General features: G+C 44.9%; 21 protein-coding genes. 16 read left to right on the plus strand and 5 right to left on the minus strand.

Annotation, left to right across the window (positions count from 1 at the left end):
• Together VTH8203_RS02280 and hpt are read left to right on the plus strand one after the other, a co-directional pair.
• The coding region (locus tag VTH8203_RS02280) for an ATP-binding protein (RefSeq protein ID WP_244181134.1) at nt 1-136 on the plus strand (136 nt) is incomplete at its 5' end.
• A gap of 574 nt (nt 137-710) precedes the next feature.
• Nucleotides 711-1,241 (plus strand): hypoxanthine phosphoribosyltransferase, encoded by a 531-nt coding sequence (hpt, locus tag VTH8203_RS02285; protein ID WP_096992187.1) that lies wholly within the window; start codon nt 711-713, stop codon nt 1,239-1,241.
• 64 nt (nt 1,242-1,305) lie between these two features.
• Here hpt and can read toward each other — a convergent pair whose 3' ends face one another.
• Nucleotides 1,306-1,965, minus strand: a complete 660-nt coding sequence (gene can, locus VTH8203_RS02290) for a carbonate dehydratase (RefSeq protein ID WP_096992188.1) — start codon at nt 1,963-1,965, stop codon at nt 1,306-1,308.
• A 232-nt stretch (nt 1,966-2,197) separates the two neighbouring features.
• Between can and VTH8203_RS02295 the strand changes: the two genes are divergently transcribed.
• The 5 genes from VTH8203_RS02295 (at nt 2,198) to hldE (ending at nt 10,198) form a co-directional block, all read left to right on the plus strand.
• Nucleotides 2,198-3,844, plus strand: a complete 1,647-nt coding sequence (locus VTH8203_RS02295) for a SulP family inorganic anion transporter (protein WP_096992189.1) — start codon at nt 2,198-2,200, stop codon at nt 3,842-3,844.
• A gap of 164 nt (nt 3,845-4,008) precedes the next feature.
• Nucleotides 4,009-4,929 carry an ABC transporter ATP-binding protein gene (locus tag VTH8203_RS02300; RefSeq protein WP_096992313.1) on the plus strand — a complete coding sequence of 307 codons (921 nt, stop codon included), beginning with the start codon at nt 4,009-4,011 and terminating at the stop codon, nt 4,927-4,929.
• A gap of 5 nt (nt 4,930-4,934) precedes the next feature.
• The gene (locus VTH8203_RS02305; protein WP_096992314.1) at nt 4,935-5,705 is read left to right on the plus strand and encodes an ABC transporter permease; all 771 of its coding nucleotides are present in this window, start codon (nt 4,935-4,937) and stop codon (nt 5,703-5,705) included.
• Nucleotides 5,706-5,796: 91 nt separating this feature from the next.
• A complete protein-coding gene (glnE, locus tag VTH8203_RS02310; protein WP_096992190.1) occupies nt 5,797-8,646 on the plus strand; it encodes a bifunctional [glutamate--ammonia ligase]-adenylyl-L-tyrosine phosphorylase/[glutamate--ammonia-ligase] adenylyltransferase in 2,850 nt (949 codons plus the stop codon).
• Between the two features lie 121 nt (nt 8,647-8,767).
• The gene (gene hldE, locus VTH8203_RS02315) at nt 8,768-10,198 is read left to right on the plus strand and encodes a bifunctional D-glycero-beta-D-manno-heptose-7-phosphate kinase/D-glycero-beta-D-manno-heptose 1-phosphate adenylyltransferase HldE (protein ID WP_096992191.1); all 1,431 of its coding nucleotides are present in this window, start codon (nt 8,768-8,770) and stop codon (nt 10,196-10,198) included.
• Nucleotides 10,199-10,264: 66 nt separating this feature from the next.
• On the opposite strand, the gene tolC is transcribed toward hldE, so the two are convergent.
• Nucleotides 10,265-11,584: an outer membrane channel protein TolC gene (tolC, locus tag VTH8203_RS02320; RefSeq protein ID WP_096992192.1), complete on the minus strand. Its 1,320-nt coding sequence runs from the start codon at nt 11,582-11,584 to the stop codon at nt 10,265-10,267.
• Nucleotides 11,585-11,820: 236 nt separating this feature from the next.
• Here tolC and nudF point away from each other — a divergent pair, with 236 nt between their 5' ends.
• The 6 genes from nudF to parC all read left to right on the plus strand — a co-directional run bounded on the left by nudF (nt 11,821) and on the right by parC (nt 18,739).
• Complete coding sequence (gene nudF / locus VTH8203_RS02325; protein WP_096992193.1) at nt 11,821-12,444, plus strand: ADP-ribose diphosphatase; 624 nt, start codon at nt 11,821-11,823, stop codon at nt 12,442-12,444.
• Nucleotides 12,445-12,453: 9 nt separating this feature from the next.
• The gene (locus tag VTH8203_RS02330) at nt 12,454-12,900 is read left to right on the plus strand and encodes a DUF1249 family protein (RefSeq protein ID WP_096992194.1); all 447 of its coding nucleotides are present in this window, start codon (nt 12,454-12,456) and stop codon (nt 12,898-12,900) included.
• Nucleotides 12,901-12,936: 36 nt separating this feature from the next.
• A complete protein-coding gene (gene cpdA, locus VTH8203_RS02335) occupies nt 12,937-13,755 on the plus strand; it encodes a 3',5'-cyclic-AMP phosphodiesterase (RefSeq protein WP_096992195.1) in 819 nt (272 codons plus the stop codon).
• Nucleotides 13,755-14,342, plus strand: coding sequence for an esterase YqiA (yqiA, locus tag VTH8203_RS02340; protein ID WP_096992196.1), 588 nt, complete (start codon nt 13,755-13,757; stop codon nt 14,340-14,342). The genes cpdA and yqiA overlap by 1 nt, the downstream gene beginning before the upstream one ends.
• 237 nt (nt 14,343-14,579) lie before the next feature.
• Entirely contained in the window at nt 14,580-16,460 is a 1,881-nt protein-coding gene (gene parE / locus VTH8203_RS02345; RefSeq protein WP_096992197.1) for a DNA topoisomerase IV subunit B, read from the plus strand.
• A 2-nt stretch (nt 16,461-16,462) separates the two neighbouring features.
• Complete coding sequence (gene parC, locus VTH8203_RS02350) at nt 16,463-18,739, plus strand: DNA topoisomerase IV subunit A (RefSeq protein ID WP_096992198.1); 2,277 nt, start codon at nt 16,463-16,465, stop codon at nt 18,737-18,739.
• An 89-nt stretch (nt 18,740-18,828) separates the two neighbouring features.
• Here the strand turns inward: parC and degS are convergent, their stop codons facing one another.
• The 3 genes from degS to zapG form a co-directional block, all read right to left on the minus strand.
• Nucleotides 18,829-19,893 (minus strand): outer membrane-stress sensor serine endopeptidase DegS, encoded by a 1,065-nt coding sequence (degS, locus tag VTH8203_RS02355; protein ID WP_096992199.1) that lies wholly within the window; start codon nt 19,891-19,893, stop codon nt 18,829-18,831.
• 240 nt (nt 19,894-20,133) lie between these two features.
• A complete protein-coding gene (locus VTH8203_RS02360; protein WP_096992200.1) occupies nt 20,134-21,501 on the minus strand; it encodes a Do family serine endopeptidase in 1,368 nt (455 codons plus the stop codon).
• Between the two features lie 114 nt (nt 21,502-21,615).
• Nucleotides 21,616-22,071, minus strand: a complete 456-nt coding sequence (zapG, locus tag VTH8203_RS02365; RefSeq protein ID WP_096992201.1) for a Z-ring associated protein ZapG — start codon at nt 22,069-22,071, stop codon at nt 21,616-21,618.
• A 140-nt stretch (nt 22,072-22,211) separates the two neighbouring features.
• On the opposite strand from zapG, the gene zapE reads away from it, so the two are divergent.
• From zapE to rpsI, 3 genes are all read left to right on the plus strand, one after another.
• Nucleotides 22,212-23,315 (plus strand): cell division protein ZapE, encoded by a 1,104-nt coding sequence (gene zapE, locus VTH8203_RS02370; RefSeq protein ID WP_096992202.1) that lies wholly within the window; start codon nt 22,212-22,214, stop codon nt 23,313-23,315.
• A 202-nt stretch (nt 23,316-23,517) separates the two neighbouring features.
• On the plus strand, nt 23,518-23,946 hold the full coding sequence (gene rplM / locus VTH8203_RS02375) for a 50S ribosomal protein L13 (protein ID WP_006075739.1): 429 nt from the start codon (nt 23,518-23,520) through the stop codon (nt 23,944-23,946).
• 15 nt (nt 23,947-23,961) lie between these two features.
• A complete protein-coding gene (gene rpsI / locus VTH8203_RS02380; protein ID WP_096992203.1) occupies nt 23,962-24,354 on the plus strand; it encodes a 30S ribosomal protein S9 in 393 nt (130 codons plus the stop codon).
• Nucleotides 24,355-24,692: the final 338 nt, after the last annotated feature.

Consider the following 24,692-nt stretch of genomic DNA (forward strand, 5'->3'; position numbering starts at 1 on the left):
GGCGGCATTACTGGATAGGCTTCTTCATCACTCGCACATCGTACAAATCAGTGGAGAAAGCTACCGATTACGAGGAAAGAAGGCGGCTGGAACCATACCAACAGTTCTAGAAAATCTATCTGAAAGTAAAAATTAATTACTTGGGTGGGTCAGTTTTACTTCGGCGATAACGTCGATAAGTGGGTCAATTTTAAACTGGCGTTGACATTGTAGGGCTGGTAACTCTGGGAGTATTTCCAGCGGCGCCCTGTTTGTTATACAGAGTCATAGAGTCGCTCCAATACAGATTTTGTTATACACACTAACTAGAACAATAATGTTAGTGTTTGGTTAACAATTTCCATTTTGGAAATCGAGCGATCTGTTTTTTCTTTTGTTGTGTAAGTGTAGTAGTGCATATGTGTATAGGTCAATAGCGCTACACTGATAATTCTGATGATAGCACTAATTTGGATTAAGGTCACACTTTGTGCTGAAAGCGTTATATTGTTTCAACAGCAGTCGTCAACAAAGGTTGATTCTGGTTTATGAAATCAAATGCATATTTTACCGAATTTTCGCCTGATTTTTATCCTGAGCCAGAAAGTGATACCATACCGCGCAAATGTGAACGCTTGGCGTCTCTTTTAGAAAATAGCGTTGTCTTTTTTTAGAGGATATAGCCTGTGTTGCCGTGGCAACCGAGTTAACTAATCAACATTGAGAAAGATATGAAACATACTGTTGAAGTCATGATCTCTGAGCAAGAAGTTCATGAGCGTGTAAAAGTGCTAGGTAAAGAAATTACTGAATACTACAGGGGAAGCGAAGAGTTAGTGATGGTCGGTTTGCTACGCGGCTCTTTCGTCTTTATGGCAGATTTAGCTCGTGCTATCGAGCTTACTCACTCGGTGGACTTTATGACGGCTTCAAGTTATGGCAACACGATGGAGAGCTCACGTGACGTGCGCATCCTGAAAGATCTAGATGATGACATTAAAGGTAAAGACATTCTGCTGGTGGAAGACATTATCGATACTGGTAATACCTTAAACAAAGTGAAAGAGATTCTATCGCTACGTGAACCAAACTCGATTCAGATCTGTACTCTACTAGACAAACCATCTCGTCGTGAAGTTGATGTTGACGTAAAATGGGTTGGTTTCGAAATTCCCGATGAGTTCGTAGTGGGTGTGGGTATCGATTACGCGCAAAAATATCGTCACTTGCCTTACATTGGTAAAGTAGTACCTCAGGAATAAATCTTGTCGTACAAAAATAAAAAATGCCCATCTCTGTGAGATGGGCATTTTTCTAAATACTGAATTATTTGAGTACTTCGGTACTCAAAATTTTCGACATAGCAGCTTGGTAATTGACTTCTAGACTCTCTCTGCTCGAGCAGCGTACACCGAGATCTTTCAATTTACCATCACCGATACCATAAACCACACCATGAACTTCGACCTCTTGACCTCGCTCCCAAGCGTTTTGCATAACGGTCGAATTACCCAAGTTGTACACCTGCTCAGCGACGTTAATCTCACACAGTTTATCGCCCCACATGTCACGTGGTAGTTCACCAAGCCAGTTACGATGTTTTAAGTACAAATCGCGGATATGAAGCAGCCAGTTGTTGATAAGTCCAAGCTGTGGGTTATCAATAGCCGCATTTACACCACCACAGCCATAGTGACCACAGACAATGATGTGTTTGACTTTTAGTACATCCACCGCGTACTGCACCACAGATAGACAATTAAGGTCAGTATGGATGACTTGGTTAGCGACGTTACGGTGAACAAAGAGTTCGCCTGAATATAACCCTGTTAAGCGCTCCGCTGGTACTCGACTGTCAGAACAGCCAATCCATAGGAATCCAGGGTTTTGGCCTTCCTCTAGCTTTGCGAAATACTCTGGTCTTTCAGAGCGAATTTCTTCAGACCACTTTGAATTGTTGTCAAAGAGTTGTTTGATTTCCGGCATGATACTTCCCTTCAATAATTCGAGATACTATACACAATGTTACAAATTGAATCTCGAAAAAAAAGTATCAAAATGTACTCATCTGACGTGTTCATATACATAAAATCAGTAACTTATCGATTGAGTGAAAAAAACGTATATCTTATGAGAATTGAATGACTTTTATTAGTTATTAACTTATTGTCACATTTGTTATGGTGAGGCAATTTTTTGGTTATTTTTAGGGATGATAATGAAGTTAGGGCGTCGTTTTGAAGAGCTTGACCTCAAAGGGGATGTATTCGGTGGAGTGACAACCGCGATTATTTCGTTGCCTCTGGCCTTAGCGTTTGGAGTCGCATCTGGCGCTGGAGCAGAAGCGGGACTTTGGGGGGCGATTATGGTGGGGCTGTTTGCCTCGTTATTCGGTGGTTCTTCCAGTCTTATTTCTGAGCCCACCGGTCCTATGACGGTAATTATGACCGCTGTCTTAACTGCTATGATGGCTAAGTATCCGGAAACGGGAATGGCAATGACGTTCACTGTTGTCATGATGGCGGGTATTTTTCAAATCTTACTTGGCACGTTAAAACTTGGAAAATACGTTACCTTGATGCCGTATAGTGTTGTGTCAGGGTTTATGTCTGGGATAGGCGTGATTCTGGTAATTTTGCAGTTGGCGCCTCTATTGGGACAAGCTGCACCTGCAGGTGGGGTCATTGGAACAATTACAGCGTTACCTGAGCTGTTTGCCAATATTGATTTTTCAGAGCTGTTTCTTGGACTACTGACGCTAGCCATTCTGTTTTTGTTCCCGAAAAAGTATCGTCAACATGTGCCCCCGCAACTTGTTGCCTTGGTGCTCGTCACTATGATTTCTATGTTGTTTTTCAATAGTGAAAGTATTCGTAGAATTGGCGAGATCCCTGCAGGCTTGCCGTCTTTGGTCATACCGCATTTTAACGCTGACATGCTGACAACTATGCTTATTGATGCGCTTGTACTCGGTACATTAGGGTGTATTGATACCTTGTTAACGGCAGTTATTGCTGATTCTCTTACTCGTAAAGAGCATGATTCAGATAAGGAGCTACGCGGGCAAGGGCTAGCGAACCTTGTTGCGGGTTTGTTTGGCGCATTACCGGGTGCTGGTGCGACAATGGGAACGGTGACCAACATCCAAGTTGGGGCTCGTTCGCCCTTATCAGGCGTAGTTCGTGCTTTGGTGTTGGCCTTGGTGGTGTTAGTGGCTAGTGAACTTACTGAGCCAATTCCAATGGCCGTGTTGGCTGGTATCGCAGTTTATGTTGGTTTCAACATACTGGATTGGAGTTTTATTCAGCGAGCGCACAAGGTGAGTTTAGCTGGCATGGCGATTATGTATGGCGTTATGCTGCTGACGGTTTTTGTTGACCTGATTGTTGCTGTTGGCCTTGGCGTGTTTATCTCGAACATTATTATTATTGAAAGATTGAGCCGCGAACAAGCGCGTCAGGTAAAAGCGATCAGTGATGCCGATGATGACGATGTGCCGTTAAGTGAATCCGAGAGAGAGCTGTTAGAACAAACCCAAGGAAAAGTACTGTTTTTCTACTTATCAGGACCAATGATCTTTAGTGTTTCCAAAGCGATTTCACGCCAACATTCTAGTATTGCTGATTACCAAGCGATGATACTTGATCTTACCGATGTTCCTATGATCGATGTGACGGTTGGACTTGCGCTGGAAAACGCTATCAAGGATGCCAAGGATGCGAATTGTGAGGTATACCTGTTATGTCCAAATGTACAAACTCGACAGCAATTAGATAAATTCCACGTTATTGACTTGGTACCAGATGGCAATATCTATCAGCAGCGAGAGCATGCACTGGATGCCGCACATAAGGCGACAGCGTAATGGGTTGAAAAAGCGAGTATTCAATATGCTCGTTTTTTATGTGTAATTTATCACCACCACTTGAAAAGTGGGGCCATCATCATCATGTGTAGGAACATATTCAAATTTTTCGATATCATTGGAAATATCAAACTATTTCAATGACGCATTCTTCGGTGCAAATTATGATCGCATTAGAAATTGAGCAGTTAAGAAAGACATACGCAGGTGGTTTTGAAGCGCTTAAAGGCGTGAGTCTTCAAGTTGAGCAAGGGGATTTTTATGCCTTGCTTGGGCCCAATGGTGCGGGTAAATCCACTACCATAGGTATCATTACGTCCCTCGTTAACAAAACTTCCGGCAAAGTCTCAGTGTTTGGTCACGATATAGACAATGAGCTTGAGTTGGCAAAGCAGCAGCTTGGTCTGGTGCCACAAGAGTTTAACTTTAACCAGTTTGAGACAGTTGAGCAGATCGTTCTTCAGCAAGCGGGGTATTATGGCGTCACTAAAGACGTAGCGAAACAGCGCGCGCAAAAGTATCTCTCTCAACTCGATCTTTGGGACAAGCGAAGCGAACGAGCACGTAATCTGTCAGGCGGAATGAAACGTCGACTGATGATTGCGCGTGCTTTGATGCATGAGCCTAAATTACTGATTCTCGATGAGCCGACGGCGGGTGTTGATATTGAACTTCGCCGTTCAATGTGGCATTTCCTTAAAGAGATCAATCGACAGGGTATTACCATTATCCTGACAACTCACTACCTTGAAGAGGCGGAGCTACTTTGTCGTAATATTGGCATTATCCAGCGAGGTGAACTGATTGAAAACACCTCGATGAAAGCTTTGCTTAATAAGTTAGATGTAGAAACCTTTATTCTTGATATTGACTCAGAGGCTGAGGTTCCTGCGCTACAAGGTGTAAAAGCACAAAGTCTAGTAAATGGTTCTCTTGAGATCGAAATTGAGAAAACTCAGGGGTTGAACCACATTTTTACTCAGCTTTCTGATGCCGGCATCAAGGTGCTGTCAATGAGGAACAAAGCCAATCGACTTGAAGAGTTGTTTGTTTCTATTGTACGAAATCAAACGGAGGCAAACTGATGAACTTGTACGGTTTGTATTGGACGGCGTTTAAGAGTCTACTTACTAAAGAAATTAACCGCTTTACACGAATTTGGGTACAAACGTTAGTCCCACCAGCGATTACCATGACACTCTACTTCATCATCTTCGGCAGCCTGATTGGTTCTCGAATCGGTGAAATGAACGGTTTTAGTTACATGGAGTATATTGTTCCTGGTCTTATCATGATGTCGGTGATCACCAACTCATATTCGAACGTTGCTTCATCTTTCTTTAGTGCTAAATTTCAACGCAATATCGAAGAGCTACTTGTCGCACCAGTTCCGAATTACGTCATCATTGCAGGTTTTGTCATGGGGGGTGTTGTACGTGGCTTGTTAGTCGGCACAATAGTGACGTTTGTCTCGCTGTTTTTTGTTGATTTACAATTAGAGCATTGGGCAGTGATTATCGCTACGGTGTTTATGACGTCGGTGGTGTTCTCACTCGGCGGTCTCATAAATGCCGTGTATGCCAAGACCTTTGATGATATCTCGATCATTCCTACGTTTGTTTTGACACCACTGACGTATTTAGGCGGGGTATTTTACTCGCTCAGTCTACTTCCTGAATTTTGGCAAAGCGTATCTAAGATCAATCCAATTGTTTATATGGTTAACGCTTTCCGTTACGGTTTCTTGGGTGTGTCGGATGTAGGGATTGTGACATCTTTTGGCGTACTCTTGGTGTTTATCGTGGTACTTTATGCAGTAGCCCATCATTTGGTGACTAAGGGTATTGGCCTTAGAAGCTAGAATGTGATTCTAGCTTAATACACTGATATGTGATCAATGAAGTGGTAGCAGTAGCTGCCACTTTTTGTTTCAGTCGAGACAAGGACGACAAATGCAACTGCCTGCGCAATTACAACACGATGCTCAATCAGCGTTTGAGCGAATTCAACAATCCTATTCCGACCTATCCCATTGGACTCCAGAGCGACAACAACAACTGAAGTATGTCATGGCGATGAGCTGTTTTGTAGAAGAGTCACTACTGAAGGATGAAGGGCTGTTTGCTGAGCTGCCTGAGATGCTTTCGCATCAGAGTCGAGCAGAAAACTATCGAGTGCGATTGGCCGCTCAACTTGAGGCTTGTAGTAGTGAAATGGAAGGTCACCGTGTGTTACGTCGATTCCGTAATCGAGAAATGACGTACATTGCGTGGCGTGATTTTATTCATGATTGGAGTCTAGAACAAAGTCTGCACCATCTTTCTATGTTAGCGGAAGCGATGATCTTTGAGACCTACCAATGGCAATATCAAGCGTGTTGCGCAGAATGGGGTACGCCGTGCAATGCAGAGGGTGAAGCGCAGCCAATGCTGATTATCGGTATGGGGAAACTCGGGGGCGGTGAGCTGAACTTCTCATCGGATATCGATCTCATTTTCACTTACCCAGAGAACGGCGAAACGCAGGGTACGCGTCGCTCAATTGCCAATGCTCAGTTCTTTACACGTTTAGGGCAGCGCATCATCAAAGCGCTAGATCAACAGACGTTTGATGGTTTCTGTTATCGAGTGGATATGAGACTGCGTCCGTTTGGTGAAAGCGGGCCGTTGGTGATGAGTTATGCCGCACTGGAGGACTACTATCAAGAGCAAGGCCGAGATTGGGAACGTTATGCGATGGTGAAAGCACGTGTAATGGGCAGTGAAATGTATCCACAATACCAAGAGCTGCGCAAAATGTTGCGTCCATTTGTGTTTCGCCGTTATATCGACTTTAGCGCCATTCAGTCTTTAAGGCGTATGAAATCGATGATCAGTAGTGAAGTTCGTCGTCGAGGGCTAGGTAACAATATCAAGCTCGGCCCTGGTGGTATTCGTGAAGTCGAGTTCATTGCCCAAGTGTTCCAACTAATTCGTGGCGGACGTGAACCTAGTTTACGAGGCAGAGGGTTACTAGAAACGTTAAACGCGATAGAGACGTTATCGTTATTAGAACCAGAGAAAGTTCAGCAGTTAAGGTCGGCATACTGCTTCTTGCGTGGCTTAGAGAACTTATTGCAAGCCATGGCGGATAAGCAGACTCAAACGTTACCAGATAAGCCGAGTGATCAACTTAAATTGGCTTGTGCGATGCGATTTAACTCTTGGGCTGAGATGATTCAAGCCACAGAACAACATATGTTGAATGTTCATCAGGCCTTTGCAAGTTTGATCGGAGAGGACGATGAAGAGGACGAAGCCGATCCTATCGCTAAGCATTTCCATGAACTTTGGGATATGGCGGATCGATCCGAGGTCATTGAACACGTGTTAGAACACGATCTGCATGTGGAGAATCCAGCCGACAAACAGCGAACGATTCAGCAGTTTAAAGCAGATCTGGCGAAGAAAACCTTGGGTCCTCGTGGGCGAGAAGTACTCAATCGACTCATGCCAAAGGTCTTTAGTGCCATCTATGCTCACAAGGATGCCGAGTTTGGTTTATCGCGAGTGCTGCATGTGTTACATCGCATTGTAACTCGAACGACTTACCTTGAACTGTTGGATGAGCACCCGGCTGCACTCGTGCAGTTAGTGAGGCTTTGTACGGCAAGCCCGATGATCTCGGAACAGCTTGGGCGTTATCCAATCTTGCTTGATGAACTGCTTGACCCTGCCCACCTCTATAACCCGGTTCCGCTAGAGTCATATAAAACCGAGTTGCGTGATTATCTGGCTCGCATTCCAGAAGAGGACATGGAGCAGCAGATGGAGGCGCTACGTCAGTTTAAGCAGACCTGTATTCTCAGAATAGCAGCGGCTGATATCGCAGGTGTATTGCCGGTTATGAAAGTAAGCGATCATTTAACCTACTTAGCTGAAGCCATTGTGGAAGCGGGTATCAATCAAGCTTGGCAACAGATGGTGGCTAAATATGGAGAACCAACACATTTGAAAGATCGTGCCAGCAAAGGTTTTGCGGTCATTGGCTACGGTAAAGTCGGCGGCTGGGAGTTGGGCTATAATTCCGATTTGGATATTGTGTTTATGCATGATTGCCCGGTGAGTGCGTATACCGACGGCAAAAAAGAGATAGACGGTCGTCAGTTCTATCTTCGTTTAGCGCAGCGCATTATCCATATATTCTCAACCAGAACAGCATCAGGTATTCTCTATGAAGTGGATACCAGATTGCGTCCGTCTGGCGCATCAGGATTACTAGTGAGCCCAACCGATGCGTTTGATGAATATCAGCACAATGATGCTTGGACATGGGAGCATCAAGCGTTAGTAAGAGCGCGTATGATTTATGGTGATACGCCGTTACAGCAAGCCTTTGAAAATACTCGCAACGACGTACTTCGTCAGGCGCGTGATGCCGAGACCTTAAAGCAACAAGTGGTTGAGATGCGTGAAAAAATGCGTGACCATTTGGGCGGTAAAAAAGCTGGCCGCTTTATGTTGAAACAAGATGCGGGCGGAATCACTGATATTGAGTTTTTAGCGCAGTATTTGGTGCTGCAATACAGTCATGACAAGCCAAAACTGACTCGTTGGTCCGATAATGTGCGCATCTTTGAGTCAATGATGTCACAGGGTGTAATGGAAGAAGAGCAGGCGATGGCACTCACTCACGCCTACACTACATTACGCGATGAAATTCACCATCGTAATCTGCTTAATTTAGAGGCGGATGTGGATGAGAGTAAGTTCCCCCAAGAGAAATCTATTGTTGTTAAAGCGTGGGACCAGTGGCTGGGGTAATTCTTGCTTCAGCTTGGTATTCAAACGAAGAGTTGTGCTACTATCCATTCAATAGCTTAGCCAAAAGATTTAAGACAAGAGGGCACAATCACGCCCTCTTACATCATATTGGAGTACAGAAATGAAACCCATCCTACCGAATTACAGTGACTCTGGCGTCTTGATTGTCGGTGACCTTATGTTAGACCGCTACTGGTATGGTCCGACCGGGCGTATTTCTCCAGAAGCGCCAGTGCCTGTAGTAAAAGTAGAAAACAATGAAGAACGTCCTGGTGGTGCTGCCAACGTAGCGATGAATATCGCCTCTCTAGGCGGTCACGCACATACGATTGGATTGGTTGGTATGGATGAGCCAGCAAAAGTGCTGACTGAAACCCTGACTTCGTTAAAGGTAACTTGTGACTTTGTTGCGTTGCCTAATTATCCAACGATTACCAAACTTCGAGTTCTAAGCCGAGGTCAGCAATTGATCCGCTTAGATTTTGAAGACAAATTTGAGAATACCGATCCTGAGTTGATTCTGGCTAAGATGGAACAAGCTTTACCACATGTGAAATCTGTGGTGCTTTCTGATTATGCGAAAGGTGCATTAGAGCATGTACAAGCCTATATACAGAAAGCGAAATCAGCAGGAGTACCAGTATTTATTGACCCGAAAGGGGCTGATTTTGAACGTTATCGTGGCGCCACTTTACTAACGCCAAATATGGCTGAGTTTGAGCATGTTGTTGGCAAAGTAAAAAGCGAGCAGGATCTTATCGACAAGGGCAATGCACTCATCAAAGAGTTCGACTTTGAAGCACTACTGGTGACTCGCAGTGAACATGGTATGACCTTGCTTCGTAAAGACCAAGACCCATTCCATTTACCAACTCAAGCGAAAGAAGTGTATGACGTAACGGGTGCAGGCGATACGGTTATTTCTGTATTAGCGGCATCAGTAGCAGCGGGCAAGCCGCTTGACGAGGCCTGTGCTTTGGCTAACGCTGCGGCGGGTGTAGTTGTTGGTAAGCTTGGTACGTCCACACTATCAACTATTGAGCTTGCTGAAGCTATTCACGGCAGTCAAGACACTGATTTTGGCGTGATCAGTGAAGCGGCTTTGATTGAAGCAGTAGCGAAAGCTCGTTCTAAAGGTGAAACCGTGGTGATGACGAATGGTTGCTTTGACATTCTCCACGCAGGACATGTGTCTTATCTAAACCACGCTGCTGAGCTTGGCGATCGCCTAATTGTTGCTGTGAACACAGACGAATCTGTTCGAGCGCTTAAAGGCCCTGGTCGTCCAGTGAACCCAACCGATCGTCGCATGGCCGTACTTGCTGGTCTAGGAGCTGTGGATTGGGTGGTACCATTCTCAGAAGAAACGCCACAACGCTTGATTTCGGAAGTGCTACCAAGTCTGCTGGTGAAAGGTGGTGACTACAAGCCAGAAGAGATTGCTGGTGGTAAAGAAGTGATCGCTGCTGGTGGTGAAGTAAAAGTACTGAATTTTGAAGATGGCTGCTCAACGACTGAGATCATTGAGGCAATCAAAGGTGGCCGAGGTTAGTCCTTTCGTGCCCATAAACTAATAAAAAGGGACGCGTTAGCGTCCCTTTTTGATGTCAGTTAGCGATTATTTCGCTTTCTTTAGGCCTGCATTGATATCAACGATATCTTGCTCGCTTAGCGTACCTACCGATTGGCGCAGGTTCAGAATACTAATGATGTAATCGTAGCGCGAATCTGAAAGATTGCTTTCAGCGTTATACAGAGCTTGAGTGGCTTCTAACACGTCGACAATCGTACGAGTACCCACATCAAAACCAGCTTTGGTCGCTTCTAGTGCCGACTCAGCAGAAATAACGGTTTGTTCGTAAGCACGAATCGCACCAATCGAAGAGTTGATGTTGTTGTTGTTCGCACGAACGTTCTTCACTACTGAGCGGTATGTTTGCTCTAGCTGTTCACTGGCTTCAACGTATGCGAACTCAGCTTGTTTGGTTTGCGAGGTAATGTTGCCACCTGTGTATAGCGGGATAGATAAGTTGATACCAGCATTAAAGGTGTTATCTGTAGGGCCATTGATTATAGCTGATGAATTTTCGCCGTTTCGCTCATTACCATAGTTATATCCACCATCAAGAGTTAACTTAGGTAAGTGACCAGAGCTCGCTAGCGTAATATTGTCTTTAGCAATATCTTGTCCAATACGAGCAGAGAGTAAATCTAGGTTCTTATGTTGTGCTTCTTCGAGGAAGAACGCGACAGACTGCTCTGGACGTGCCGCTGAGAAGCGGTCTGTATCAAGGATATCGATGTTGTTGTGTTCTTGACCTGTAATTTCGCGAAGCACTTCATATTGGTTCAGTAGGTTGTTTTCGGCAACAACTTCATCGGCCAACACTCGGTCGTATTGTGCTTGCGCATCGTGAACGTCAGTAATCGCTGATAGACCTACTTCAAAGCGTTGTTTGGTTTGCTCTAATTGGCGAGCTACCGCTGTTTTGTTAGCGCGTACCGATTCAAGGTTATCTTTTGAACGCAGAACTTCAAAGTAAGCTTGAGCAGTACGAAGGATTAGGTCTTGCTGCGCTGCTGCGTATTGAGAATCTGCTTGGCGAGCGTTTTTCTCTGCTGTATCTAAAGTGATCCAGCTTGAACGGTTATAAAGTTCTTGTGAAAAACCTACCCCTGCGCTCAGTTTATCACTGTCTCTTCCGCTGGTATCGCTTCGAGTTAAATCATAACCAGCAGTCAGATTGATTTGTGGCAACAAAGTTGCGCGAGCAGTGTTGATTGCTTCAAATGCACGATCGCGTTGTGCCGCAGCTCTTAGAAGCTGAGGATCGTTCTGTTTAGCTTGATCGTAGATTTCCGTTAGGGAGTCGGCCCATGCCGCTGCACTTACGCTTCCTAATGCAGCTGTGATAAATAATGGAAGCAGTTTTTTCATCTGTCCTAATCCTGCCTGATAATACTGATAAGGGTATGATTCACAGTTTAACTTAAAATGACCGTAATTCACTCGAAACTTTGCACTTTTTTACGCAAGCTCACCTAAAATTGCGACAAATAATTAACCAAAATCAAATTTCATTTGAATTATTGCGTAAAAAGTTGAACCTTGTCGTTGGTAGAACCCCCTTTCCTTGAGTAGACTATAAGATTAACTCTAACCAAAGGTCAGTTATGAAAGACTCTTTACAACAGCATGATAAATTTACGTCTGATGATGTAGAAATAATGTCAAAACAAACGGTGTTCAAAGGGTTCTTCGAAATGGTTCTCTATCGCTTCAAGCATAGACTGTTTGAAGGCGGTTGGAGTTCCGTAATTGACAGAGAAATGTTAGTTCGCGGTGGGGCGGCAGCTATGCTGCCCTATGATCCGGTTCGTGACGAAGTGGTACTTATTGAGCAAATTCGCGTGGGTGCGTTGGAACATGAGTCCCCTTGGCAAGTGGAAATTGTGGCAGGCATCGTCGACAAAGATGAAACGATCGAAGAGTTAGTTCGCCGTGAGTCTGTAGAGGAAGCAGGAGTAGATGTGAAGGCATTAGTGCCCATTACTCGTTACTATCCATCTTCTGGTGGATGCTCCGAACGAATCTCTGTATTTGTTGGCCATGTAGATGCGTCACTAGCGAGCGGCGTTCATGGTCTAGAAACCGAGGGAGAGGATATTCGAGTGCGGGTAGTGTCTCGTGAAACGGCGTATCAAATGATAGAAAGTGGAGAAATCGAAAACGGAGCTTCTATCATTGCATTGCAATGGCTCGAGCTTAATTACCGCAAGTTACAGGCAAATTGGTAGGAATTTTCTATGGTAGGCGTTGTCGATAGTAATACGTATCACGTTGATCTTGCAGAGCTAATGCGGATCTATGAAACGAATTACGCGAAATTGAATCGTTTGATTCCAACAACACCGACAGTTGGAGACGTGCGTTGTTACCAAGCGGCGAATTTGACGTATCAACTGGAAGTACTAGAAGTGACCAAGTACACAACATTGGTCGAAATCTGCCAAGATGATGAGCTTCCTGTTTTTCCATTGCCTAAAATGACGGTACGACTTTACCACGATGCCAGAGTCGCCGAGGTTTGTAATTGCGAGCAAACCGCTAGAGTCAATGCGCGTTATGATTATCCCAACGCCAAAATGTTGCAAAAAGACGAAAAATTTCAGTTCAATCAGTTTCTCGGTGATTGGCTAACTTTTTGCTTAAAAAACGGAATTAGTCGAGCTCCGATCATGTATCGAAGCTAAAAAAGAATTAGATGTTCAGGTTTCTATATTTTGAAAATGACACCCAGTGATGAATCTCAGTTAAGTAGCGTCAGGTTGCTGCAATTGACCGACACGCATCTATTTGCACCGCAAGATGGCTGCTTACTGAGTGTTAATACCCAAGAGAGTTTTCATGCTGTTGTAGCTGAAATCGTCGCACAAGGTCAGCGATTCGATGCCTTGCTAGCGACGGGGGATATTTCACAAGACCACACAGAAGCTTCGTATGAGAAGTTTGTTGCAGGAATAGAGCCATTAGCTCTTCCTTGCTATTGGTTGCCTGGCAATCATGATTATAAGCCTTGTATGAATAGTGTGGTGAGCTCCCCGCTTATCGAGGATGTTACTCATGTGCTCTTAGGCGATAAGTGGCAAGTCGTGCTGCTTGATTCTCAGGTTGTGGGAGTACCTCATGGCCGCTTAAGCGACGCTCAGCTTGAGTTCTTAGACCGTATGCTCTCCACCTACAGCGATAGACATACCTTGGTGCTTTTGCATCATCATCCATTATTGGTGAACAGCGCTTGGCTCGATCAGCATTCGTTAAAAGATGCCGATGAGTTTTGGAATGTGGTTGAAAAACATGACAATGTGCGTGCCGTGCTTTGTGGTCATATTCATCAAGAGTTAGATGAAATGCGTAATGGTGTGCGTGTGCTTGCGACGCCGTCGACTTGCGTGCAGTTTAAACCAAATTCGAATGAATTCGCGTTAGACATCCGCTCGCCAGGTTGGCGAGAGTTAGAGCTAAAACAAGACGGTAGTCTACACACCGAAGTGAAACGTCTTACTAACGGTTCGTTTAGACCTGACTTCAACGCGGAAGGTTACTAATGACGGACAAGAAGCCGCTACTTTTATATATTCATGGCTTTAACAGTTCACCTTTATCGGTGAAAGCACAGATAATGAAGGACTACTGCCAGCAGCATCGTCCCGATATCAAAGTGTTAGTGCCGCAAGTGCCTTGTTTCCCTCAACAAGCTGCTGAACGGCTAACACAATTGATAGAGCGCTATCATCACGACTATCAAATTGCACTCGTGGGCAGTTCACTCGGCGGATATTTGTCGACGTGGCTTAATGATAAATATGGATGTAAAGCGGTATTAGTCAATCCCGCGGTAAAACCCTATGAGCTGTTGCTTGATTTCCTCGGTGAGCAGGAAAATCCTTATACTCATGAGTGTTATACTCTTGAGCATAAACACATTGACGAGCTAAAGGCATTGGATGTGCCAGAGCTTAGAAATCCGGATGACTTTTGGTTACTGCAACAGGAAGGGGATGAGGTCTTAGATTATCGCCAAGCAGTAGCAAAATATCAGCACAGTAAGCAAACAGTGGAAGCTAATGGCGATCATAGCTTTATTGGTTTTGAGCGCTATCCAGAAAGGATAATTGAGTTCTTAGTACTTTAAAGTGATGTTTTTTTCGTCTCTGCTTGAGGAGACTGTCATAAATTTATCCGCAACTTTGGCTTGAAACTTGACAACACTTCCTCAGAGCCAGAGTATGATGTGTCTGTACTTACGCGTAAGCCTTAGAAGTTTGTCATATTTTGACAGTAAAGTGTCTTCAAACAGGCGTGGTATAAAGCCACAATCTCTATTTTTGCTGCTAAGTATCAATCTTTATTTGAGTAAAATTTCCGTATTATGACAGAACAATATAATGCTGGAGCCATTGAGGTCCTCAATGGGCTTGAGCCAGTACGTCGCCGACCAGGGATGTATACGGATACAGTGCGCCCAAACCACTTGGGCCAAGAAGTCATTGATAACAGTGTCGATGAAGCGCTAGCCGGACATGCCTCTAAGGTACAAGTAATTCTGCACGCAGACCAATCTTTGGAAGTCATTGATGATGGTCGAGGCATGCCTGTTGATATCCACCCAGAAGAGAAAATTTCAGGCGTAGAGCTGATTTTCTGCAAGTTGCACGCAGGTGGTAAATTCTCAAACAAAAACTACCAGTTCTCCGGTGGTCTTCACGGGGTGGGCATTTCGGTGGTAAATGCCCTGTCGAAGCGTGTTGAAGTTACCGTTCGTCGTGATGGTCAAGTCTATGAAATGGCTTTTGAAAACGGCAATAAAGTTGAAGAATTGACGGTCACGGGGACGTGTGGACGAAGAAATCGAGGCACGAGTGTTCATTTCTGGCCTGATGCTAGTTACTTTGACTCAGCGAACTTCTCAGTGACCAGACTGGTCAATAATCTGCGCGCTAAAGCGGTACTTTGTCCAGGTCTAGAGATCACCTTTAGCGATAAGGTGAACAATAAAGACTATCAATGGTATTATGAAGATGGTCTAAAAGACTATCTAGCGGAAGGCGTCAAGGGCTATACAGTACTTCCTGAACAACCGTTTACCGGTGAGTTTGCAGCAGAAACTGAAGCGGCAACTTGGGCAGTAATCTGGCAGCCAGAAGGCGGTGAGATGATCACCGAAAGCTATGTTAACTTGATCCCAACGGCTCAAGGCGGTACGCATGTCAATGGTCTTCGCCAAGGCTTGCTTGACGCTATGCGCGAGTTCTGTGAGTTCCGCAACTTATTACCTCGTGGTGTGAAACTGACTGGTGATGACGTATTTGAGCGTTGCTCATACGTTCTCTCGATTAAAATGCAGGACCCACAATTTGCTGGACAGACTAAAGAGCGCCTGTCTTCACGTCAGTGTGCAGCGTTTGTTTCAGGTGTGGTTAAAGATGCGTTCAGTTTATGGCTCAATGAAAAACCGCAGCTAGCAGAACAGTTAGCCGAAGTCTGTATTGCCAATGCGCACCGACGTATGCGTGCGAGTAAAAAGGTAGTACGTAAGAAGGTAGCGTCAGGACCTGCACTTCCAGGTAAGTTGACCGACTGTTCGCAACAAGATCTAAACCGTACCGAAATCTTCTTCGTGGAGGGGGATTCTGCGGGTGGTAGTGCTAAACAAGCTCGTGATCGTGAGTTCCAAGCAGTGATGCCTCTGCGTGGTAAGATCCTGAATACTTGGGAAGTATCAGCGGATCAAGTGTTAGCATCGCAAGAAGTACATGATATTTCGGTAGCGCTGGGCATCGATCCTGACAACGAAGATCTTAGTGGTTTGCGTTACGGCAAAGTCTGTATTCTTGCCGATGCGGACTCAGACGGATTGCATATTGCAACACTATTATGTGCTCTGTTTACCAAACATTTCCGTTCATTGGTCGCTGCGGGACACGTCTACGTGGCGATGCCTCCTCTGTATCGTATCGACTGTGGCAAAGAAGTGTTCTACGCCCTAGATGATGACGAGAAAGACGGCGTACTTGAGCGCTTAAGTAAGAAGAAAGCTAAGATCAACGTTCAGCGATTTAAAGGATTGGGTGAAATGAACCCACTTCAACTTCGTGAAACGACGATGGATCCGAATACTCGTCGTCTAGTCCAGTTGACGATTGATGACGACGAAGCGACCGATGAAATGATGGATATGCTGCTAGGTAAGAAACGAGCAGATGATCGTCGTAGCTGGCTGCAAAACAACGGTGATATGGCTGAGGTATAACAATGTCCACTGAAATGTCTTTTGATGGCGTAGAACAGCTGCCTCTGCGAAAGTTCACCGAAGACGCCTATTTAAATTATTCAATGTACGTCATTATGGATCGTGCATTGCCTTATATTGGAGACGGTTTAAAGCCAGTTCAACGTCGTATCATTTATGCGATGTCAGAGCTTGGTTTGTCCGCCTCTGCAAAGTACAAGAAATCTGCGCGCACCGTTGGTGATGTTTTAGGTAAATACCACCCGCACGGTGACTCAGCTTGTTATGAAGCGATGGTCTTGATGGCGCAGCCATTCTCTTATCGTTACCCTCTGGTTGACGGTCAAGGTAACTGGGGTGCACCAGACGATCCTAAGTCGTTCGCAGCGATGCGTTATACCGAAGCGAAACTGTCTAAGTTCGCCGAAGTACTGCTAGGTGAAATTGGTCAAGGTACGGTTGAGTGGCAACCAAACTTCGATGGCACAATGAAAGAGCCAAAGATTCTGCCAGCACGCCTGCCACATATTTTGCTCAATGGTATAACAGGTATTGCCGTTGGTATGGCGACTGACATTCCACCGCATAACGTGCGTGAAATCGCGGATGCGACGATCCATCTCATCGATAACCCTAAAGCCGATTTATCGCAAGTAATGGATTTTGTAAAAGGTCCAGACTACCCAACCGAAGCGGAAATTATCTCGCCAAGTGCTGACTTAGAGAAAATCTATCGCACGGGTCGTGGCAGCGTGAAGATGCGAGCAGTATGGCACAAAGAAGGCTCTGATATTGTTATTACCGCGTTGCCACACCAAGTTTCGGGCGCAAAACTGTTAGAGCAAATTGCCAACCAGATGCGTGCTAAGAAGCTGCCTATGGTCGATGATCTGCGCGATGAGTCAGACCATGAAAACCCAACTCGTATTGTTGTGGTGCCGCGTTCAAACCGCATCGATTGTGATCAGCTCATGAACCACTTGTTTGCATCGACCGATCTTGAGAAAAACTTCCGAGTGAACCTCAACATGATTGGTTTAGACAATCGTCCGCAAGTGAAAGGTTTGGTTCAAATCCTCTCTGAATGGATTCAATTCCGTCGTGAGACAGTGCGCAAACGCCTACAATATCGCCTAGATAAAATCTTAGCTCGTTTGCACATTTTAGAAGGTTTGTTGGTTGCGTATCTAAACTTGGATGAAGTGATTGAAATCATTCGTACTGAAGACGAGCCTAAAGCGGTGCTTATGGAGCGCTTTGGAATCACAGATATTCAAGCCGATGCTATTTTAGACACCAAACTTCGTCATCTTGCTAAGCTTGAGGAAATGAAAATCCGCGGCGAGCAAGAAGAGTTAGAAAAAGAGCGTGAGAAGCTAGAAAAACTTCTAGGTTCTGAGCGTCGCATGAATACTCTGCTAAAGAAAGAGATTCAAACCGACGCTGAGAAATATGGCGACGACCGCCGTTCACCAATTGTTGAGCGTGCAGAAGCGAAAGCAATGACCGAGCGCGACCTGGTTCCTAGTGAGCCAATCACGGTTGTGCTGTCTGAAAAAGGTTGGATTCGCCATGCGAAAGGGCATGATGTGGATGCGAGTAGCCTGAATTACAAAGCGGGTGATAAGTTCTTAGCGAGTGCTCGAGGTAAGAGCAACCAGCCTGCCGTCTTCTTGGGCAGCGATGGTCGCAGTTATTCGCTTGAGTCACACTCACTACCTTCAGCGCGAAGTCAGGGTGAGCCAATTACGGGGCGTTTGAACATCAATGCTGGCACGAGTATTCGCCAAGTGGTGATGGGGGAAGAGTCTCAGCTATGGCTAGTGGGTTCCGATGCAGGCTATGGCTTTGTGTGTAAAGGCTCAGATTTGCTCTCTAAGAACCGCAGCGGTAAAGCACTTGTTACGCTTCCACAAGGGGCTGAAGTGATTACACCATCGACGGTCGGCGACTTGGACTCTGATGAGATTCTTGCGATTACCAACCAAGGGCGTATGTTGCTATTCCCGATCAAAGACTTGCCTCAGCTTGGCAAGGGGAAAGGGAATAAGATCATCAATATCCCTTCAGCGAAAGCCAAAGCCAGAGAAGAGTTTGTTTCTCACCTTATGTCATTACCTCAAGGGGCAACCATTACCCTTTATGCTGGTAAACGTAAACTTGGTTTGAAACCTGCTGACCTGGATAATTTCCGTGGAGAGCGTGGTCGAAGAGGCGGTCTACTGCCTCGTGGCTTGCAGCGTGTTACACGTATTGAAATTGATTCGGGCGATATGGTTTCAGACGAGAGTCAAGACTAAGGCGAATATAGATGAAGAACCTCCGAGCTTGCTCGGAGGTTTTTTTATTGGGTGTTGTGATGACAACCTAGGGTTTAAGTAATGTAGTATTACTCTCGTGTATCTTCTCCAACGTTTACTGGCAAAGTGAGCTCTTTGCCGTCACGAAGTATCTTAACGTTAACCGTTGTTCCGGGTCTCAGGTCGGTGACTAAGTCTAAGACGCCTTGGCGGCCATTCAGTTTATTCCCATCTATCATCAAGACGATATCTTGCACTTTAATTCCGGCTTTTGCTGCAGGACCTTCAGGATCTAAACCAAGAACAATAATTCCCCCGATGTGTTCATTTCCGAGTAATCGAGCAGTAACCGAATTAATATCTTGTCCATCGATACCGATATAGCCGCGAATCACTCGACCATCGGCGATGATTTTTTCCATGATTTTGCTGGCTAACTGATAGGGAATAGCAAAAGAGATACCATAGGTCTCAAGGTCAGTGGCTTGTTGAAAAGAAGCCGTGTTGATGCCAACCAGCTCACCAAGAGTGTTGACCAGAGCACCGCCTGAGTTGCCTTGATTAATCGCTGCATCTGTCTGGATAAAGGCTTGAATCCCCCCGGCACTAATTGAAGAACGTCCCGTGGCAGAAATGATTCCAAAAGTGGTGGTTTGTCCAAGGTTGTAGGGGTTGCCAATGGCTAAAACAACATCGCCAACTTTCGGAGAATAATTAGGGTTGAGAGGGATGACGGGTAGGTTACCGCCTTCTATACGCAGAACCGCAATATCCGTGCGTTGATCTTTACCAACCAATTGTGCAGCAGCGACTCGGCCGTCCTGCAACGCGACAATGATTTGGTCAGCGTTCGCGACAACATGGTAGTTAGTGATGATGTAGCCTTTGTCGCTAACAATAACGCCAGACCCTAATCCTTGTGTTGATAAGGTAGTGCGATCGTTTTCTTTATATTGGCGACTGTAGATATTCACGACCGCAGGTGCTGCTTTACGCACTGCTTGGTTAAATGAGATTTGTAAATCGCCATTGTTGGCCGGCTGAGCGGTCAAGTTTTCGGGAATGATGTTTTGTCTAAGTGAAGGAACCGCTAATAGTACTAACAGTGCTGTAACCAGACCCATAGATACCGAGCGGATTAGAAATTTCAGCATCATTCCCTCTTTCAAACGAAAAATCGACGTCGTGGCAAAGTCTCTACTACCTATACTTTGCAAGGATAGTATTGAGAAGCGGCTTAAACGAGATTAATTTCATGATATTAACCGAGAAAACCGTGGATCTTGAAACGACAACTAAGAAAGAGAGAGGATATCATCTAAACCTTAAATAACAAAAGAGCAGCTCAAAACAGAGCTGCTCTTTCACTTAGAATTTACATTTTTTGTGAGCTTCTAGCGCACAACTAAGTAAATAGTTCGGTCACCACGTTGAATATTGAGAGCCAACACACCTGGTTTCTTTTCTAAGATCTTACGCAGTTCGCCAACATTTTTCACTCTAGAGCGGTTTACGCCAATAATAATATCACCTTGTTCAAGTTGATATTGAGCCGCTGGAGAGCCTTCTGCGACCGACTTCACTTTGACCCCTTCAACAGGGTCATTCTTATCGGTGTTAGCGAATTCAGCACCGGTAAGCCCTTCATGAAGTTTATCGGCTTTAGTAATGGTTTTGGCCGCCTCGGTTAGAGTGACATCAAAGGACTTCTCTTTACCATCGCGAACAATACCTAACTTGATGGTTTTGCCAGCGCCCAGTGTTGCGACTTTTGCACGCAGTTCACTGAAGGTTGAGATATTTTTGCCATTAACCGAGATAATAATGTCGCCGGCTTCAAGTCCGGCTTTATCAGCGGCGCTATCTGGAACCACTTGGCTGACAAAAGCACCTTTGCTGGAATCGTATCCTAACGCTTCTGCAAGTTCAGAGGTGACTTCACCACCTTGAACACCGAGCATGCCGCGTTTGACCTCACCATATTCAATAATCTGTTCGGTTAAGCTCTTCATCATATTCGACGGGATAGCGAAACCAATTCCGACGTTACCACCGTTAGGACCGAGGATCGCGGTATTGATGCCTATTAGTTCACCTTTTAAGTTCACTAAGGCGCCACCAGAGTTACCACTGTTTATTGCTGCGTCGGTTTGAATGAAGTTTTCAAAATTCTCTAGGTTTAAACCACTGCGACCCAAAGCAGAGACAATGCCAGACGTTACGGTTTGACCCAGTCCAAATGGGTTACCGATAGCGACCGTGAAGTCACCAACTCGTAGTTGATCGGAGTCGGCAATTTTGATTTCAGTGAGATTTTTCGCATCATCAACCTTAAGTAGAGCAACATCAGACATTTCGTCACCACCAACGAGCTCAGCGTCGTACTCTTTACCATCATGGAGCTTGATTCGAATCTCTTCGGCGCCATTGATGACGTGGTAATTAGTAACGATATAACCTTTATCGGCATCAACGACAACGCCAGAACCTAATCCTCTGAAAGGACGCTCTTGAAGTTGTTCTGTTGGGAAGTCAGGGCCGAAGAAAAAACGATATTGCTCAGGCAAACTTTGACGAGAAACCTGAGTACCTTCAACGGCAATACTCACCACAGCTGGAGTAACTTTCTCTAGCATTGGTGCTAGGCTAGGCAGTTGTTCGCCATCGACAGATAACGGTAAAGCAGCAGTTGCAGGTAATGGGGCGATGATTGAACTCAAGCTTAACGATAGAACCGTTAAGACAAGAAATGGTTTTTTCATCATAAAACTCCTCTATTGATTAGTAAGGGCTATGACTCAAACAGTGTTATAAAGTTCAATTGTAATGATAAGGCGGCCAGAAATATTTTACACTGCTGGCCGATAAGTACGAGGTTATGAAACTTTAATGGCTGATGTATCAGATGAGATAACTTGTGGTGCGTCGATGACCAGTTTCTTTTCCTCCCTGAGAAGCCCTGTAGCACCGCTTACGTAGTCTTTTGGCGGTTCATCAGTACTATCGTTGTGAGGTATATCTACATTATGCTCCGCAATCTTTTTGACGAATGGGTTGTCTTGCTCAGGTAAGTTTGGCAACAACTCTGAGGAGGTTTTTGCCATATGTTGATATAGTTTGGTGTAATCTTTCCCCAATGTATCTAACATCTCCGCCGTTTGTGCGAAGTGATCAGACAGTTCTTGACGCTGTTGCTCCAGTGCAAACTTCGCGGACTCTAGGTCTTTTTGGATGGTCTTTTGTTTCTTGTATTGTGGAGTAGTCAGTCGAGAAATTACAATTCCTAGAATAGCACCAACTAGCAAGCCGACAATGGCATATATCCAAGGCATAACAGCTCCTTTATAATGTTTATTAACATGTGCGTTACCAAACGGTTACACACGTCGTTCAGCCATGTTACTATGAGAATTCAAGCCAATAAAGCTAAATACGCTAATAATAACCGTTGGATCAGTGTTGCGAGTCATCCATGACGCCCATAGAAAAATACAATAATGATATTGAAACAAATGGTTTCCAAAGCGACCCCGCGCAGAGGTCAGCCGTTGAAGCCTTAGACCGTTTGCATCATCAATATGTTGATTATTTAAACTTCGAACCCCCTGCATTAAGTATGATGCAGAAGCTGCTAGGAAAATCACCCGAGCAAGCAACTCCGCCACAAGGGTTATACTTTTGGGGAGGGGTAGGCCGAGGGAAAACCTATTTAATGGACGCATTTTTCGACAGTCTGCCGACGTATCAAAAGATGCGAGTTCATTTCCACCGTTTTATGTATCGAGTTCATGATGAGCTAAAACGCTTAGGTGACGTGCAAGACCCTCTTGAGCAGGTCGCAGATACGTTTGCTTCGGAAGCGAAAATCATCTGCTTTGACGAGTTTTATGTTTCTGATATCACGGATGCCATGATTCTCGCTACTTTATTGCAAGCTCTATTTAAGCGTGGTGTTGTACTGGTAGCGACGTCGAATATTCCTCCAGAAAATTTATATCGAAACGGTTTACAGCGTGCAAGGTTCCTTCCTGCTATTACTATGATTCAGAAAAACTGTAATATCATGAACGTCGATAGTGGTATTGATTACCGTTTGAGAACATTAGAACAGGCAGAGATCTATCATTATCCTTTAGATGCCGTTGCGCATGCTAATCTCAACCGTTATTTTGGTCAGCTAGTAACAGAGGACCGAATTCAAGAGCAATCAATAGAGATTAATCATCGAGACATCGAAGTGATTGCCTCTGCCGATGATGTACTCTACGCTAGTTTTGCACAGCTTTGCCAAACCATGCGCAGCCAAAATGATTACATCGAGATATCGAGAATTTATCACACTGTATTGCTGGCCGATGTTAAGCAGATGGATGCCAAGTTAGATGATGCAGCGAGGCGCTTTATTGCCTTAGTTGATGAATTTTATGAGCGAAGGGTAAAACTTATCATTTCTGCAGAGGTAGCCCTCGAGGATATCTATACCCAAGGCCAACTGGAGTTTGAATTTAAGCGTTGTATTTCGAGATTAACCGAGATGCAAAGCCATGAGTATTTGGCATCCGAGCACTTGGTCTGAGGTTTTTGCCAATTTTGTCCAAAAAATAGATGATTTTTTCTGCGAGCTTCTCTATAATCCTGCGACCCACCGTTACTGCAGGCTAGTTTCTTTGAAACATTTAGCCGAGAGTTTCAACACTCGAAGGGGTGATGTATGGGCTCTTAGACAGTGGGAGCGAAAGCTCCTTAAGTGTAAATTTAATTAACGGGTTATTATTAGCATGAAAACTTTCGTTGCTAAACCAGAAACTGTAAAACGCGACTGGTACGTTGTAGACGCTGAAGGTAAAACTCTTGGCCGTCTAGCAAGTGAAATTGCATCTCGCCTACGTGGCAAACATAAAGCTGAATACACTCCACACGTTGACACTGGTGATTACATCATCGTTGTAAACGCGGAGAAAGTTACTGTAACTGGTAACAAGGCTAAGAACAAAGTTTACTACCGTCACTCTGAGTTCCCAGGTGGCCTAAAATCAATCACTTTCGAAAAGTTGATTGATCGTAAGCCTGAAATGGCTCTTGAGCTAGCGGTTAAAGGTATGCTACCACGTGGTCCTCTAGGCCGTGCTATGTACCGTAAGCTTAAAGTTTACGCTGGCGCTGAGCACAACCATGTTGCTCAACAACCACAAGTACTAGACATCTAATCGGGGATTTCGGAAATGGCAGAGAATCAATACTACGGCACTGGCCGTCGCAAAAGCTCAGCTGCTCGTGTTTTCATTAAACCAGGCACTGGCAACATCGTAGTTAACAAGCGTGATCTAGAAACTTACTTCGGTCGCAAAACTTCTTGCATGGTAGTTCGTCAGCCTCTTGAGCTAACTGAACTAACTGAGAAGCTAGACCTATTCGTTACTGTTAAAGGTGGCGGTATTTCTGGTCAAGCAGGTGCTATCCGTCACGGTATCACTCGCGCGCTAATGGAATACGATGAGACTCTACGTCCTGCTCTACGTGCAGCTGGCTACGTTACTCGCGATGCTCGTTGCGTTGAACGTAAGAAAGTTGGTCTACGTAAAGCACGTCGTCGTCCACAGTTCTCTAAGCGTTAATTTTCTCCTTATCGAGAAGATTGTGCTTTCCAGTTTCGACTGGATTGTGGATCAAAAAGCTCAGCCTTATGGCTGGGCTTTTTTGTTTTTAACGCCAATCTAACCCCTCTAAATTGTTCGACTCCTCATAATAGAGTGGGCTTTTCTTCCCTTTTGTGAACTAGTAAGCGATTTCCCGCTATAGATGTTACGAAAAGGTAGCTTTATCTTGTCAAAAAGTAGGGTTTTCTTTATCATTTGCTATCAAATAAATACAACTAAAATTCGTATTTTGTTAGCCATGCTCTGCTGGTCGGAATCGATGTCTGAGCTGACTCAAGTAGCCAAAATAATGAAAC

Origin of the sequence: Vibrio thalassae (assembly GCF_900089835.1) — a bacterium.
Classification (GTDB): domain Bacteria; phylum Pseudomonadota; class Gammaproteobacteria; order Enterobacterales; family Vibrionaceae; genus Vibrio; species Vibrio thalassae.

Bases quoted from the DNA above. Each gene is read 5' to 3' on its own strand.
- VTH8203_RS02300 (WP_096992313.1), top strand. From the start codon at position 4,009: ATGATCGCATTAGAAATTGAGCAGTTAAGAAAGACATACGCAGGTGGT.
- VTH8203_RS02330 (WP_096992194.1), top strand. From the start codon at position 12,454: ATGGTAGGCGTTGTCGATAGTAATACGTATCACGTTGATCTTGCAGAG.
- VTH8203_RS02360 (WP_096992200.1), bottom strand. From the start codon at position 21,501: ATGAAAAAACCATTTCTTGTCTTAACGGTTCTATCGTTAAGCTTGAGT.
- zapG (WP_096992201.1), bottom strand. From the start codon at position 22,071: ATGCCTTGGATATATGCCATTGTCGGCTTGCTAGTTGGTGCTATTCTA.
- rpsI (WP_096992203.1), top strand. From the start codon at position 23,962: ATGGCAGAGAATCAATACTACGGCACTGGCCGTCGCAAAAGCTCAGCT.
- hldE (WP_096992191.1), top strand. From the start codon at position 8,768: ATGAAACCCATCCTACCGAATTACAGTGACTCTGGCGTCTTGATTGTC.
- tolC (WP_096992192.1), bottom strand. From the start codon at position 11,584: ATGAAAAAACTGCTTCCATTATTTATCACAGCTGCATTAGGAAGCGTA.
- nudF (WP_096992193.1), top strand. From the start codon at position 11,821: ATGAAAGACTCTTTACAACAGCATGATAAATTTACGTCTGATGATGTA.
- degS (WP_096992199.1), bottom strand. From the start codon at position 19,893: ATGCTGAAATTTCTAATCCGCTCGGTATCTATGGGTCTGGTTACAGCA.
- parE (WP_096992197.1), top strand. From the start codon at position 14,580: ATGACAGAACAATATAATGCTGGAGCCATTGAGGTCCTCAATGGGCTT.
- hpt (WP_096992187.1), top strand. From the start codon at position 711: ATGAAACATACTGTTGAAGTCATGATCTCTGAGCAAGAAGTTCATGAG.
- cpdA (WP_096992195.1), top strand. From the start codon at position 12,937: ATGACACCCAGTGATGAATCTCAGTTAAGTAGCGTCAGGTTGCTGCAA.
- yqiA (WP_096992196.1), top strand. From the start codon at position 13,755: ATGACGGACAAGAAGCCGCTACTTTTATATATTCATGGCTTTAACAGT.
- can (WP_096992188.1), bottom strand. From the start codon at position 1,965: ATGCCGGAAATCAAACAACTCTTTGACAACAATTCAAAGTGGTCTGAA.
- zapE (WP_096992202.1), top strand. From the start codon at position 22,212: ATGACGCCCATAGAAAAATACAATAATGATATTGAAACAAATGGTTTC.
- parC (WP_096992198.1), top strand. From the start codon at position 16,463: ATGTCCACTGAAATGTCTTTTGATGGCGTAGAACAGCTGCCTCTGCGA.
- rplM (WP_006075739.1), top strand. From the start codon at position 23,518: ATGAAAACTTTCGTTGCTAAACCAGAAACTGTAAAACGCGACTGGTAC.
- glnE (WP_096992190.1), top strand. From the start codon at position 5,797: ATGCAACTGCCTGCGCAATTACAACACGATGCTCAATCAGCGTTTGAG.
- VTH8203_RS02295 (WP_096992189.1), top strand. From the start codon at position 2,198: ATGAAGTTAGGGCGTCGTTTTGAAGAGCTTGACCTCAAAGGGGATGTA.